The following is a 14,206-nucleotide window of genomic DNA, read 5'->3' as shown; positions in this document are numbered from 1 at the left end:
CCCGCACGGTGGACAGTCCGCGGTCGTCTCCGGCCCCACCGAGGAGCCCGGGGTGCGGAAAACCCCACCCCGACCCGGTGGACAGCCCTGGCGCGCGGAGCCCCGGGGGTCCGTAGCGTTGTGGCCATGAGCACAGCAGCCTCGAACCCCACCCCGCCGTGGGACACCACGGAGTCCCTCCCCACCGACACGGAGCACACCCGTCCCCTGCCGCCCGTGAACCGCCCCGGCACACCCGCGGACGCCGACGCCGCTCCGCCCACCGGTTCGGAGCACCCCTCCCGGAGTCACGCCTCCCGTCCGGGCGGGCGGCAGAGCGCCCACCGCGGCACGGCCGGGGACTCCGGGCCCACCGGTCCCGGGACGACCCCCGGGGCACCGGGGACCCCCGGTGTGCCCGGGCCCGGAACCCCCGGAACCGCGGGCCCCTCGGACGCTCCCCGCGAGTGGCGCATGTTTTCCCCCAAGACCCTGTTCTTCGGCGGCCTGGACCTCGTGGTGGACTCGGTGCTCAACACCGCGCTGCTGTCCGTGGTCTTCGCGTTCCTGGTGGCCGGGGCCGTCACGGTCCCGGCCCTGGGCCTGGGCGTGCTGGTCCTCGCCGCGACCGTCTACGTGATGACGGCGGCGGTGTGGCTGGAACGGCGCCGTGCGGCGTCGTCCTTCGGGCTGGACATCCGGGACCCGCAGCGGCGGCGCACCCCGCGCACGGACTGGGTGCGGATTCCCCACCAGTGGTGGCTGGACGCGACCGACGGCCCCCTGTGGCTGGGGCTGCTGCACCTGGTGCTCACGTGCGCGCTGGGCTGGCTGGCGCTCGTGCCGTTCGTGGTGACGGGCGCGGCGATCGCCACGGCCCTCGCCCCCGCCTACATGCCCGCGGAGTCCGTGGTGCGCCACGCACTGGACTCGCTCCGGCAGGTCCCGGAATGGGCCCTGGTGCCCCTGGGGCTGGCCGCGCTGCTGCTGAGCGTGCTGCTGGGCATCCTGCTCACCCTGGCGCACCGTGGACTGTCCGCGGGTCTGCTGCGCCAGAGCGAGGCCGTGCGGTTGCGGCGGGAGGCGCTCGAGTCGCAGCGGCGCGCCGAATACGAGTCCGCTGCCAAGGAGTCCGCGGTTCGCGGTGCGGAGACCGAGCGCTCGCGCATCGAACGGGACCTGCACGACGGTGTCCAGCCCCAGCTGGTCTCGGTGGCCATGAACCTGTCGATGGCGAAGTCCCGGATCGACACGGACCCCGCCGCGGCCAGGGAGCTGGTGGCCGAGGCCCACGGCACCACCAAGGCGGCGATCACCGAGCTGCGCCGGCTGGCCCGTGGTTTCCACCCCGCCGTGCTGGAGGACCGGGGGCTCGACGCCGCCCTGTCCGCCGTGGCCGCACAGGCACCCTTCCCGGTGGACGTCTCCGTGACCGTGCCCCGCCTGGAGCCCCGCACGGAGGCCGCCGTCTACTTCGCGGTCTCCGAGAGCCTCACCAATGCGATCAAGTACTCGGGCACCCGCTCGGCGGACGTGGCCGTGTCCCTGCAGGACGGGCCGGCCCCCGGCACGACCGTGGTGGTCGCCGGGGTGCGGGACTTCGGGCGCGGGGGCGCCCGCGTGGTTCCCGGCGGCGGGCTCTCCGGGATCCAGGACCGCATCCGCTCCGCCGGTGGCCGGTTCTTCGTGACCTCGCCCGTGGGCGGGCCCACCGAGGTCGTCGTGGAGCTGCCGCTCACCGGCGGGACCACGACGGCGCACGGCGCCTACTCCGCCCCCGGCACCGTGCACGCGCGCAGCTCGGCCCCCGCGGACGACGCCCCGCGCGGCCACGGAACGGACCACGGGGCCGGGACCGCGCCCGGTGGGCCGGGGCAGGGAACGGGCGGTGCGGCGTCGTCGTACCCCGCGGCTGGACAGTCGCGGCCCGCAGCAGGAGAGGAGAACTGAGATGCGCATCGTGATTGCCGAGGACGCCGTGCTGCTGCGCGCCGGGCTCGTGCGCCTGCTCACGGACGCCGGGCACGAGGTGGTGGCCGAGACGGACACCGCCGAGGGGCTCGTGAAGGCCGTGGCGGAGCACTGCCCGGACTTCGCCCTGGTGGACGTGCGGTTGCCGCCCACGTTCAGCGACGAGGGCATCCGCGCCGCCGTGCTCATCCGCTCCGCCCACCCCGAGGTGGCCGTGCTGGTGCTCTCCCAGTACGTGGAGGAGCGCTACGCGTCCGAGCTGATCGCGTCCCGCCGCGAGGGCCTGGGCTACCTGCTCAAGGACCGCGTGGCGGACGTGGACCAGTTCCTGGAGTCCGTGCAGACCGTGGGCTCCGGCGGCACCGTGCTGGACCCGGAGGTGCTCACGCAGATTCTGGTGCGCTCGCGGCGCCGGGAGGACATGGAGCTGCTGACACCGCGCGAGCGCGAGGTGCTGGGGCTCATGGCGCAGGGCCTCTCGAACGCGTCCATCGCCGCGAACCTGTACCTCACCGAATCGGCCGTGGAGAAGCACATCGGCTCGATCTTCGCCAAGTTGGGCGTCATCTCGGAGACCGGCAACCGCAGGGTTCTGGCCGTTCTCAAGTACCTCGGATACTCGGACCACTCCCTTTAGGACACGCCATGAGCACACGATTCCCGCACGACCAGTCCCCTTCCTCCCCGCAGCCGACGACGCCGCCCGCAGGCTTCCCCGGCGACGCCCGCCACCCGCAGGGCCCGCACCGGGACCGCCCGCACGACCGCCCCGTGGGGCGCGGCGAGCGCCGCGCCTGGAACACCGCCACCGCCGTGGTGGGCGGCGTGGGTGCGCTGGCCCTGCTGCTGGGCGGCGCCGGAACGGCAACGGCGCTGGCGCTGACCCAGGAGCGCGACGGTTCGTGGCGCGCGGACTCGGCCATCTCGAGCATCCGCATCGATGCACCCACCTCCGTGGTGGACGTCTCCACGAGTCCCACGGTGGACCGCGTCCAGGTGCAGTGGCACGAAACCGGGTGGGCGTTCACCGAGCAGCCGCTCGCGCCGGAGGTAACGGGCGGGGCCCTGACTGTCCGGTCCTCACCGGAACGGCAGAAATGGGGCAGCACTTCCCGGCAGATCTCCGTGATCGTCCCCCAGGATGCTCCCGCCGCCTCCCTGAACCTCACCAGCACCACGGGTGCGGTGAACCTCAAGGGCACGTTCAAGGACGTGTCCGCGAGGACCGAGATCGGCTCCGTCATGGCCACGGACGTGGAGGCCTCCGTGCTGGACGCCCGCGCCACCACCGGTCAGGTGCTGCTGAACGGGGTGCGGGTGAGCAACCGGCTGGACGCCCACGCGACCCTCGGCATGGCCCTCGTGGAGGCACAGGGCACCGCCCCCGAGCGGGCATCGGTGACCGCGTCAACCGGCGCCTACGGGGTCGACATGCCCGAGGCGGACTACTGGTACCCGAAGACCAGCCGGCACGACGTCGCCGACCCGCGCCGGCCCCGCACGGCCACCGCCAGCGATGAGCCCCGGAGCAGCGCGGAACCGTGGACCTCTCCGACCGCCGGGTCCTTCCCGCACGGGGAAACGGCCGGGGCGGCTCTCGACGCGGACACCGTGTGCGCCTCCGCGCCGAAGAATCGGCCGTGCCTGTTCCTCGAGGGCACACCCGTGGACGTGCGGACCTCCGGGTACATGGACGAGTGGAACGCGCAGTGGGACCAGGACTCGGACACCCGGGCCGCGACCACCCCGGCCCCGCAGGCCACCCGGAGCGCGGCGCGGGAGCACTAGACCACCCGTCCGGGGCGTACGGGCCCCGGACGGGCGCCCCGCGGCACCGCTGACCAGGCGGCCGCGGGGCTTTTCCCGTCCATCGGCTCGCCCCGTAGCCTGGGCGGGTGACCCACTCCCCGGACCTCGCTGCGCTGGCCCCTGCGCGCGTCACCCGCGCCCGGATCGCCGTGTCGCTGCTGTTCCTGACCAACGGGGCGATCTTCTCGAACCTGCTGCCCCGGCTGCCCGAGATCAAGGACATGTTCGAGCTGTCCAACGCGCTGTACGGGCTCGCGCTGATCGCGTTCCCCATCGGTGGCGTGGTGGCCGGACCGCTCCCCGCTCCCGTCCTGCGGCGCTTCGGAACCGCGCGGACCGCGGCCGTGGGCTCCGTGCTGCTCGCGAGCGCCGTGTTCGTGGCCGGGTCCGTCCCCGTGCTCGCGGTCTTCGGTACGGGGCTCTTCATCGCCGGGATGCTGGACGCCGTGGTGGACACCGCCCAGAACGCGCAGGGGCTGCGGGTGCAGCGCCTGGCCGGGGCCTCCATGATCAACTCCATGCACGCACTGTGGAGCGTGGGTGCCGTGATCGGCGGCCTGATGGGCACGGGCGCGGCCGCCCTGCACATTCCCCTGGTGTGGCACTTCCTCACGAGTGCCGTGATCTTCTCGCTCGTGGCCGTGGTGGCCATGCGCTGGGCCGTGCCCGACGACCACGAGGCCCACGCCGCCGCCCAGGCCGAGAACGTCCCCCTGGACACCACTGGCATGCCCCGGCTGCCTCGCGGAACGGGTCCTGCCCTGCTGGCGCTGCTGCCCATCGCCGTGGTCGCGGTGTCCGGGGTGCTCGTGGAGGACGTGGGCTCCAACTGGTCCGCCGTCTACCTCCGGGACGTCCTCTCCGCACCCGTGAGCCTGGTGGGGCTGGGCTACGTGAGCCTAGTGGGTGCGCAGTTCGTGGGCCGGATCCTGGGGGACCGCCTCATCGACGCCCTGGGGGCGGTGCTCGTCACCCGGCTGGGCGGGGTTCTGATCTTCGTGGGTCTCGGTGCGGTGGCGGTGGCGCCCGCCCCGTGGCTCGCACTGACCGGCTTCGCGCTCGCCGGGTTCGGGTGCGCCACCATGGTCCCCACCGCGTACGCCGCCGCGGACCGTGCGCCCGGGCTCAAGCCCGGCACCGGCCTGACGCTCGTGAGCTGGTGCATGCGGATCGTGTTCGTGATCTCGCCCCCGCTGGTGGGCCTGTTCGCCGATGCCGCGGGGTTGCGCACCGCACTGCTCGTCTTCCCGCTCATGGGTCTGCTCGCGTTCCTCTTCGCGGGGGCGCTGCGGGTGCGCACCCGTCCGTGACGCACGCGGCGTCGCCCGGCGCATACTGGAGGGCATGACTTCCAAGGTTGCCCAGACACGTTCCGAGCAGGCACTCTCCCTGCTCCGCTCCGGCTATCTCTTCGCCTCCCGCGTGCGACGCCGCGCGGGCGTCTCCGCGGACTCGGGGTGCCCGGTCCGCATGCCGCTGCTGGGCAAGCAGACCGTCCTGGTGCGCGGTGAGGAGGGCGTCAAGCTGTTCTACGACACCTCCCGCGTGCAGCGCGACGGCGCCATGCCCGAGGTCGTGAAGGGTCCCCTTTTCGGATCCGGCGCGGTCCACGGCCTGGATGGTGAGGCCCACAGGGTCCGTAAGAACCAGCTCGCGGACATGGCGTACGAGGACGAGCGCGTGGCCGAGTACAAGCCCCTGGTCGCCGAGGAGCTGGCGGCTCTGGCGCAGCGCTGGCAGGGCGGGGACAACGTCTACGACTCCACCGCCATCGCGTTCGGCCGTGCGTCCTTCCGGTGGGCCGGGATCCCCTGGGACACGCAGGAGATGGACCGCTGGGCCCACCGCATGAGCCGGCTGCTGGACACCTTCGGACGGCCCGCCACCCAGGCCGTCGCGTGGGCGGACCGCATCGCCCTGGACCGCCGGTTCGCCAAGCTCATCCGCGACGTGCGCTCCGGTGCGGTCGCAGCACCCGAGGACTCCGTGCTGGCCCACATGGCGGAGCTCGTGGACGAGCACGGCGCCCTGGTGGACGAGAAGACGGCGGGGATCGAGCTGCAGAACCTCACGCGCCCGAACGTGGCCGTGGCGCGTTTTGCGGCGTTCGCGGCCACCGCACTGGTGGAGCACCCCGAGTGGATCGAGCGCATCCGTGCCGCGTCCCGGGCGCAGGGCGGCACCCTGCTGGACGTGCCCGAGGCCGTGGCCTTCGCGCAGGAGGTCCGCCGTGTGTACCCGTTCGTGCCCGTGCTGCCCGCGGAGGCCACCGTGGACACCGAGGTCCAGGGCTGCCCCGTGCACAAGGGCCAGCGCATCCTCCTGGACATCCTGGGCACCAACACCGACCCCGCGTCCTGGGACCGCGCGGCGACGTTCGACCCCGAGCGCTTCATGGGCGTGGCGGACGCCGAGGCCATCACCACGTTCATCCCCCAGGGCGGGGCGGACGTGCGCACCGGGCACCGCTGCCCCGGGGAGAAGATCGCGGTGACGTCACTGTCCGCGGCCGTGGTGGCCCTGTGCCGCCCGGAGGTGCAGCTGCCCAGTGACCAGGACGACCTCACGTTCTCCTGGACCCACATGCTCACCCGCCCGGCCACCGGGGTGCGGGTGCGTTCCACCCGCTGAGCACGAGGGCGCCGGGTCACCGCGGGCCCGGCGCCCGCCGCACTCAGATCAGACCGCGCAGGATGCCTTGCCAGTACAGCACAGGCTGGAGGAAACGGTCGAAGGCGAAGGTCCACGGGCGCGGGTTCGCGAGGTCCCGGATCCCGAAGGACGGCTCGGGGCAGTGCCGCCGGTCCACCTCCGCCAGGACCAGGGAGCGTCGTGACAGGGTGATGGGCGCCACGGTGTACCCGTCGTAGCGCTGGAACCGGGCGGGGTCGGGTTCGAAGATGTTGTGCACCAGCACGGGGCTCTGGCTGCGGATGGCCCCGCCCGAGGACATGGTGTCCAGGGTGGCGGCGTCGCCGAGGGACCACACGGTGGGGTGGCGGCGGTGCTGCAGCGTCTCGGGGTCAACGTCCACGCGGCCCATGGGGTCCGCGCCGGCCAGTCCGCTGCGGGCGATCCACTCCGGTGCCCGGTGCGGGGGCAGCACGTGCAGGGCGTCGTAGGCCAGGGACTCCGGCGCGCCACCGCGGGAGAACGTGATGCCACGCACCGCGGGGTCCACGGACTCGACCCGGGCACCCGTGATCGCCGTGATGCCGTACCGCCGCATGGCGCGGGCGATGTGCCCGGCCACCTTCGGTTCGGGGAAGAACTCCGGGGCTTCCACGATCGCGTACACCCGCAGGTCCTGCAGCACCCCGGTGCGGCGCCAGTAATCGCACGCCGTGAACAGGGGTTTGTACCCCACACCGCCGCACGCGACGTCGTGGAACCGCACCGTGAAAACGGCCGTTCCGCTGCGCAACCCGGACATCAGGTCCCAGGTCTTGGGGGCGAGCTGGGTGTCGTAGTTCGTGGCTGCCCAGGGGGTGTCCAGGGCCTGCGCCAGACCGGGGATCTGCTCGTGGTCCGGCATGATGCCCGGAGCCACCACGAGATCGTCGTAGTCCAGCTCCGAACCGTCGTCCAGGACCACGGTGTGCGCCTCGGGGCGGACGAGCGTCACGCTGCGGCGCAGCCACTCGGCGCCGGCGGGCACGTAGCGCCGCTGCGCCCGGCACACCTGCGCCAACCCGGCCATGCCGGAACCCACGTACGACAGCATGGGGCTGTAGGTGTGCGTGGGGCTCGGTTCCACGACGGTGACCCGCACGGACCCCCGCGGCTGCTGCCGCAGCACCCGGGCGGCACAGCTCAACCCGGCGTTGCCGCCCCCGATGATGACGATACTGCGCACGTATGACCTCTTCCCTGGTGCCGATGCCGCGCTGACGTCCCTCTCGGGCAGGCTAGCACCGCAGGATCCGGCCACCGGGGCGGAATTCCGGGAGCGCGGTTATTTTCCCGGCACCGCCGGTCCCGGAACCGCGGGCCCCGGAACGGCCGGCGCGGCAAGAACCAACCGCTGCAGCTCCTGCAACTGGGCGGTGGCGTTGGCGTTGGCCGCGAGCTTCGCGTCCCCAGATTTGGCCGACGCCGCCCCCACCGCTTGCTGGGCCTTCGTCAGCTGAGCGATGAAAGGGTCAGTCGGGGACAGCTTGAGGGCCGCGGACCGCGTCACCAGGGCCTGCAGCTCCATGTTCAGCGGTGAGCCCTTGACGTACGCCTTCCCCTGGACCTCGGGCTTCAGGCTCAGGTGCGCACCCACGGTGGCCCGGGTGCGCTGCTGGAGCTGAGTCATGGTCGTCAGGTCGGTGATGGGCGCTGTCACCGGATCGATCACAGGGGGCGTGGGCTTCGTGGGGGCAGGCTTTGTGGGCGCGGGCTTCGTGGGGACAGGCTTGTCCGGGCCAGGCATGCCGGGCGCGGGCTTCGACGGCGTGGGATTCGGCTGCGTGACGGGCACCTTGACGGGGGGCGTGGTCGGCGTGGTCACAGGCTTGCCCTTGGGTCCCCCGGGCGTTCCGGAACCTGTGCCCGGCGTCCCCTTGCCACCCCCGGCGTTTCCGGACCCGGTGTTCCGCTTCTTGTCCGTCGACTTCCCGGGTGTGCCGGCCACCGGCTTGCCCGCAGACCCCCCGGGACGCTTCGTGCCAGCGCTCGGGGACGGTGAGCCCTTCGCGTCTTTCCCGGATGCCGAGGCCTGGCCCTTGCGCTCCGCGGTCTTGCCGGTGGACGCCTTGCCCGCTTTCGACGTGTCCTTGGCGGGCGCCGTCTGCCGGCTCAGCGCCACGATCTCGTCGCGGGCCCTCTCCGGGGCCTTGGCAGGCGCGGGCCCGAGGTCCGTGCCCGGTTTCGCACCCGGCGCCAACGGGGGCTGCTGGGTGCCGGCCTTGTCCTCCACGGAATAGGCCGGGCGGGAAGCGGGGATGACGTCCTCGCCGGACTTCCAGTCGAAGGACTGGGCGTCCACCACCTGGCCTTTCACCCACGTCTCGAAGTGCAGGTGCGGACCGGTCACGCGCATGCCCGTGTGACCCACGGCGCCGAGCTGCTCGGAGGCCTTGAGGGAGTCCCCCACCTTCACCATGACCTTGCTCATGTGGTTGTAGGTGGTCTTCATGCCGTTGGCATGGGAGACCTCCACGCGGTTGCCGCCCCACACGTCCCAGAAGATGGCGGTCACGGTGCCGTCCAGTGCGGCCACCACGGGCGAGCCCTCCGGCGCGGAGATGTCCGTGCCGTTGTGGAGTTCGTGCTGCCCGGTGTCCGGGGCCGTCCGCCAGCCGAACTCCCCGCCCTTCAGCACGATCACGGGCTGCGCGGGAGCGATCAGGGTGTTGACCGGCAGCTCACCCTTGAAGATGGGCGGGGCGTGCTCCGCCGTGGTCACCGGAGAAACCGTCGATCCGCTCGTTCCGGGCCCGCCGGTTCCGTGACCGCTCACTCCGTGCCCGGCGGCTCCGTGTCCGCCGGGGTCCCCGTCCGCCCTCGAGGCGGTCCTGCCCAGGGTGACGAGGGAAGCGTCCTTGGCCGATTCGATGGCTGCGTGATCGGGTGTCGAGGCGAAGAGGGACGGTCGAGCCGGCCGTGCGGCGTCGTCCGCGGCGGTGCCGTGACCGGACGGCGCCGGGCGCTGCGGCCCCTGAGGATCATGCGCCATGGCGGGCTGCCAGGGCGCGGTCTCGGTGCCGTTGCTCAGGCCCACGCTCCCCGCCATGAGCACGGAGAAGGACGCGAAGGCCACCAGGGCCATGGACGGTTTCCTGGCGGTGGAGGAGCGTGCGCGTGAACGTGTCATGGGTACGACCGTGTCTTCCGGGGGTGGACTTCGGCGCCGTGAGCCCGCGGGCCGACAGTCAGTACACCCAGTCTAGGTGAATTCCCGGTGTTCATGTTGTTTCATGAATGCGACACCGGGCCGAGTTTCAGTACCGGCCGGTCCAGCCGTCCTCGACCAGTCCCCGCACGTACGCGGCCTGCCCGACGTGCTGGGCGGCGTCGTCGATGGTGGACACGATGCGCATCCCGCGCGTGACGGGCGGGTCCCAGGAGTCGTCGATGACCTCGTCGAGCGCGGCGTCGTCCAGAACGCGCAGGTACTCTCCTGTGGCGCACGCGACGGCGCGGAGGTACCCGAGCAGCATGCCCGGATCCGAGACCCGCACCCGCGCCACGTCCTCGGGGCCGTCCCCGAACCCGAAGTCGTCGCACGAGCGGTCCAGGTCGAAGGTGTTGCACCAGCCCTCCGCGGTCCACACCTGCTCCGCCCCGCACAGCTGGGCGATCTGGGCGTCCTGCTGCCGCGCGGCATGCCACACGAGCCACGCCATCGAGTTGCGGGTGCCCTGGGGCATGTGGTTCAGCGTGTCCGCCGAGACGCCCTCGAGCGCGCCCTCGGCCGCCTCCACCGGTCGCTTCACCGCGTCCGCCATCAGATCCTGAGCACTCATCTCTCCCCGTTCCGCGCTGTTGTCCCGGCAGGTCTCACCCCCACAGTACGACCGGGGACGAGCACCGGGAAGGGTGTGACATCACGCGTTCTCCTGCACCAGCCGTACGAACTCCGTGACCGCCGGGGAACACTCGCCGTCCCGCCAGACCAGGTGCACCGGCACCGGCTCCAACCCGGCGCTCGGACGCACCACCAGTGCAGGGTGGTTGTAGTACCGCATGGTGGATGCCGGGGTGATCCCGAACCGGCGCGGGTCTGCGGCGATCGCGACGATCCACTCGTCCACCCCGCGCACCGGGACGACCTCCACGGGCCCGATGTGGGCGAGCCACTCGGCCGTGGTGGTTCCACCGTGCGGGTTCACCACCGCGTGCAGTCCCGCGAGATCCCCCGGCGCCACCCGGGGCACGTCGCTCAGCACGCTGTCCCGCGAGAACACCACCGCCCGCTCCTCGCGGTGCAGGACCCGGTTCCGCACGCCCGGGGCCGACACCGGGCCGCGCACGACGGCGACGTCCGCGGTGCCCCGGGCCACGGCGACGTCGGGCGCGGCGAGCTGCGTGAGGCGGCACGCGCCGTCGGGATGGGCGGTGCTCCACGCGCGCACGGCCCCCGAGACCGCGGCGTCCGACCCCGCCCACTCGTAGGCCACCGTGACGGACCACGGCTCCCAGCGCCCGGGGTCCACCAGGGCGTCGAAACCGCGCAGCACGTCCTCGCACCGTTGCGCGAAGGCCTCGCCGCGGGCCGTCAGCACCGCACCGTGCGGCCCGCGCGTCACGAGCCACACGCCCACCGCCGTCTCGATCTCCCGCAGCATGCGGGAGGCCGTGGGCTGGGTGACCCCAAGCTCCCGTGCGGCGTTCCACAACGACGACGCCGCGGCCAGCACCGCGAACATCCGCACGTGCCGCAGTTCCAGGGTCATGCGCTCAGCGTGTAGCGGTGTGCACGGGTGGGTCTTCCCGTGGCCCGCCCGTGCGCGTGAGGCTGGGGTGAGCACCAGCGACCCTGCCCGGAGGACACCACCATGACCAGCACCCGCAACGCGGCAGCCCTGGGAGCCTTCCTGCTGGTGTGGTCCAGCGGCGCGGTGGCCACGGCCATCGGGCTGAGCCACATGGACGCGGAACTGTTCCTGCTGCTCCGCGCACTGGTCACCGCGGGGATCGCGTGGGCGCTGTGCCGGCTCGTGCGCTCCCCGCTGCCGCGCTCGCCGCGCGAGTGGACGGCCGTCCTCGGCACGGGACTGCTGATGCACGTGCTGTACCAGGCGTTCTTCTTCGGCTCGATCGCGGCGGGGATCGCCCCCGGACTGCTGTCGCTGGTGGTGGCGTGCCAGCCGCTGCTGACGGCGGTCGTCATCGGCCAGCGCGGCGTCCTGGCCTGGGCGGGCATCCTGCTGGGCCTCGGCGGTCTGGCCCTGGCGTGCTCCCCCGAGTTCACGGGCACGGACTCCACGCCGTGGGGTGTGGCCGCCGCGGCCGGGGCGCTCGTGACGCTGCCCGCCGCGACCATCTCCCAGTCCCGGATCCACAGGGTGGGCGTGGTGGCGAACATCGCCGTGCAGTGCAGCATGGGCATTCCGGCGTTCTTGCTCGCCACGCTCGTCCTGCGCCCGCAACTTCCTGCCCTCAGCCTGGGCACCGCGCTCCCCGTGCTGTGGCTGGGCGCGATGATCGGCGTCCTGGCCACCGGGCTGCTGTACTGGCTGGTGCGCCGCGTGGACGTGGTCACCGTGACCGGCGTGCAGTTCCTGGTCCCCGCCGTGACCGCAGTGCTGGACCGCATGGTGCGGGGCCAGTCCCTCCACACCGTCACGCTCGTGGGCATGGCCGTGGTGATCTGCGCGCTGTTCGTCTTCGAGCGGAGCCGACGACGCCGCGGGGCCGCGGCCGGCGCGCCAGGCACCGACCGCGGCCCCGCCGCAGCTCCGCGGACGCACGGGGCGCCCACGAGCCATCAGTCGCTGTAGGTCAGGCACTCCTCCACGGGCCACCCGAGCTGCTCCCACATGGGCAGCTTGTTCCACTCCTTGACGAACTCCACGAGCTCGCCGTTCTCCACCCGGAACAGCGCGCACGCCGTCCAGGTGGCCTGCCTGCCGGTGGGCTGGATGTCACCGTGCGGGGCGCCCTTGTGGGTTCCCTGGGCGGTGTAGCGCAGGGCCACGCGGTCGTCCTTGACGAACTCCACGTCGAAGCTCACGAAGTGCAGGTCGTCCAGCTTGGTCATCAGCTCGCCATGGACGTCCGCGTACTGCTCCAGCGTCTCGGTGCCGGGGAACGTGGTGGGTCCCACGAAGCGGTTGTCCGGCGCGCACAGGTGGGTCACGGCGTCGCCACTGGCCTCCCCCGGGGTGTAGGCGATGCGCATGTATTCCTTGGCCAGGTCCAGGTTGGCCCGTTCCTGGTCGGTGAGGTTCTGGGGATCCGTCATGGTGACTCCTTTCCGAGCGGGGCCGGGCCCCGCGAGAACTGGTGGTGTGGTGCGCGCCGACGGGGCGACGTCGTCCGGGGACGAACGTGCCCGGAGGCAGGGGTGCCCGGGGCGCCGTCATGACGGCATCCCCGGGCACCCGTGTGGTGGAGCGTGCGGCGTCAGCCGGCCACGCGCACCAGCTTGGTGTTGGAGAACTCGTCGAAGCCCCAGCGGCCCAGCTCACGGCCGTAGCCGGAGCGGCGCACGCCGCCGAAGGGCAGGCCCGGCATGGTGGTGCCGTGCTCGTTGACGTAGGTCATGCCCACCTGGAGCCGGCGCGCGACCTCCTCCGCCTTCGCGGTGTCCTGGCCCCACACGGAGCCGGACAGACCGAACGGGGAGTCGTTGGCGATCTCCACGGCCTCGTCCACCGAGTCGTAGGAGTAGACCACGGCCACGGGGCCGAAGATCTCCTCCTTGTAGGCGTCCATCTCGCTGGTGACACCGGTGAGGACCGCCGGGGCCATCCAGGCACCGTCCTTGTCCAAGGCCTTGCCGCCGGTGTGCAGGGTGGCGCCCTGCGCCACGGCGCGCTCCACCTGGGCCACGGCGTCGTCGCGGCCCTCCGTGGAGGACAGCGGGCCGATCTTGGTGTCCTCGGCCAGGGGATCCCCCACCGTCATGCCCTCGACGGTCTGCACGACCGTCTGCACGAACTCGTCGAACATCCCGGAGGGCACCAGGATGCGCTTGGGCGAGTTGCAGGCCTGGCCCGCGTTGCGCATGCGGGTGATGGCGACCGTCTTGGCGGTCTTGGCCACATCGACGTCGTCCAGCACGATCAGCGGGTCGGAACCGCCCAGCTCGAGCACGCTCTTCTTCAGGTTCTCGGCGGCCGTGAGGGCCACGGCCTTGCCCGCGCCCTCGCTGCCGGTCAGGGAGACGCCGCGCACGCGCGGGTCCGCGACGATGTCCGTGATCTGGTCCGTGCTCGCGAACAGGTTGATGTACGCGTCCTCGGGGATGCCCGCGGCGTGCATGATCTCCTCGATCAGCTCACCCGTGCGGGCGCAGATGGAGGCGTGCTTGAGCAGCACGGTGTTGCCCAGCACGAGGTTCGGTGCCGCGAAACGGGCCACCTGGTACTGCGGGAAGTTCCAGGGCATGACGCCCATCAGGACGCCCACGGGCTCGGTGACCACCACGGACTTGGCGTCATCGCCCACGTCCAGGGTCTCCTCCTTCAGCAGCGCGGGGCCGTTGTCCGCGTACCAGCGGTAGATCGCGGAGGACAGGGCCACCTCGCCCTGCGCCTGCTTGAACGGCTTGCCCATCTCGGTGCTGATCACACGGGCGAGCTCGTCCCCGCGCTCCTGGAACGCGTCCGCCACGGCGGCCACCGCGGCGGCGCGCTGCTCGGCGGGGGTGTTCCGCCACGAGGTGAAGGCGGCGTCCGCGCGCTCGACGGCGCTGGCGACGTCCGCGTCCGTTGCGGAGGTGAACTCCTGCTCGACGACTCCGGTGGCTGGATTCTCTGTGCGGTAGGCCATGAGGTCTCCTTCTGTCTCGGAT

General features: G+C 72.3%; 12 protein-coding genes. 6 read left to right on the top strand and 6 right to left on the bottom strand.

Annotated elements, in window-relative coordinates:
- The first annotated feature begins 126 nt into the window (after positions 1-126).
- From C1C97_RS08985 to C1C97_RS08965, 5 genes are all read left to right on the top strand, one after another.
- Positions 127-1,929, top strand: a complete 1,803-nt coding sequence (locus C1C97_RS08985) for a sensor histidine kinase (protein WP_233542845.1) — start codon at positions 127-129, stop codon at positions 1,927-1,929.
- 1 nt (position 1,930) lies between these two features.
- Complete coding sequence (locus C1C97_RS08980) at positions 1,931-2,587, top strand: response regulator transcription factor (RefSeq protein WP_121031340.1); 657 nt, start codon at positions 1,931-1,933, stop codon at positions 2,585-2,587.
- A gap of 8 nt (positions 2,588-2,595) precedes the next feature.
- Positions 2,596-3,738: a DUF4097 family beta strand repeat-containing protein gene (locus C1C97_RS08975; RefSeq protein ID WP_121031338.1), complete on the top strand. Its 1,143-nt coding sequence runs from the start codon at positions 2,596-2,598 to the stop codon at positions 3,736-3,738.
- A gap of 107 nt (positions 3,739-3,845) precedes the next feature.
- Positions 3,846-5,069, top strand: coding sequence for an MFS transporter (locus C1C97_RS08970; RefSeq protein ID WP_199712222.1), 1,224 nt, complete (start codon positions 3,846-3,848; stop codon positions 5,067-5,069).
- A 34-nt stretch (positions 5,070-5,103) separates the two neighbouring features.
- Positions 5,104-6,390: a cytochrome P450 gene (locus C1C97_RS08965; protein WP_058954974.1), complete on the top strand. Its 1,287-nt coding sequence runs from the start codon at positions 5,104-5,106 to the stop codon at positions 6,388-6,390.
- 43 nt (positions 6,391-6,433) lie between these two features.
- On the opposite strand, the gene C1C97_RS08960 is transcribed toward C1C97_RS08965, so the two are convergent.
- From C1C97_RS08960 to C1C97_RS08945, 4 genes are all read right to left on the bottom strand, one after another.
- Positions 6,434-7,615, bottom strand: coding sequence for an NAD(P)/FAD-dependent oxidoreductase (locus C1C97_RS08960; RefSeq protein ID WP_121031336.1), 1,182 nt, complete (start codon positions 7,613-7,615; stop codon positions 6,434-6,436).
- 99 nt (positions 7,616-7,714) lie between these two features.
- Positions 7,715-9,559 (bottom strand): M23 family metallopeptidase, encoded by a 1,845-nt coding sequence (locus C1C97_RS08955; RefSeq protein WP_121031334.1) that lies wholly within the window; start codon positions 9,557-9,559, stop codon positions 7,715-7,717.
- A gap of 127 nt (positions 9,560-9,686) precedes the next feature.
- Positions 9,687-10,211, bottom strand: a complete 525-nt coding sequence (locus C1C97_RS08950; RefSeq protein WP_121031332.1) for a mycothiol transferase — start codon at positions 10,209-10,211, stop codon at positions 9,687-9,689.
- 81 nt (positions 10,212-10,292) lie between these two features.
- Positions 10,293-11,141 (bottom strand): LysR family transcriptional regulator, encoded by an 849-nt coding sequence (locus C1C97_RS08945; protein WP_121031330.1) that lies wholly within the window; start codon positions 11,139-11,141, stop codon positions 10,293-10,295.
- 102 nt (positions 11,142-11,243) lie between these two features.
- On the opposite strand from C1C97_RS08945, the gene C1C97_RS08940 reads away from it, so the two are divergent.
- A complete protein-coding gene (locus C1C97_RS08940; RefSeq protein ID WP_121031328.1) occupies positions 11,244-12,188 on the top strand; it encodes a DMT family transporter in 945 nt (314 codons plus the stop codon).
- Here C1C97_RS08940 and C1C97_RS08935 read toward each other — a convergent pair.
- On the bottom strand, positions 12,176-12,652 hold the full coding sequence (locus C1C97_RS08935; protein ID WP_121031327.1) for an ester cyclase: 477 nt from the start codon (positions 12,650-12,652) through the stop codon (positions 12,176-12,178). The two genes, C1C97_RS08940 and C1C97_RS08935, sit on opposite strands and share 13 nt — an antisense overlap.
- Before the next feature lie 161 nt (positions 12,653-12,813).
- The gene (locus C1C97_RS08930) at positions 12,814-14,184 is read right to left on the bottom strand and encodes an NAD-dependent succinate-semialdehyde dehydrogenase (RefSeq protein WP_121031325.1); all 1,371 of its coding nucleotides are present in this window, start codon (positions 14,182-14,184) and stop codon (positions 12,814-12,816) included.
- Between the last annotated feature and the right edge of the window lie 22 nt (positions 14,185-14,206).

The organism is Kocuria tytonis, from assembly GCF_003226895.2.
Classification (GTDB): domain Bacteria; phylum Actinomycetota; class Actinomycetes; order Actinomycetales; family Micrococcaceae; genus Kocuria; species Kocuria tytonis.
This window is presented reverse-complemented; position numbering and strand designations above follow the sequence as displayed.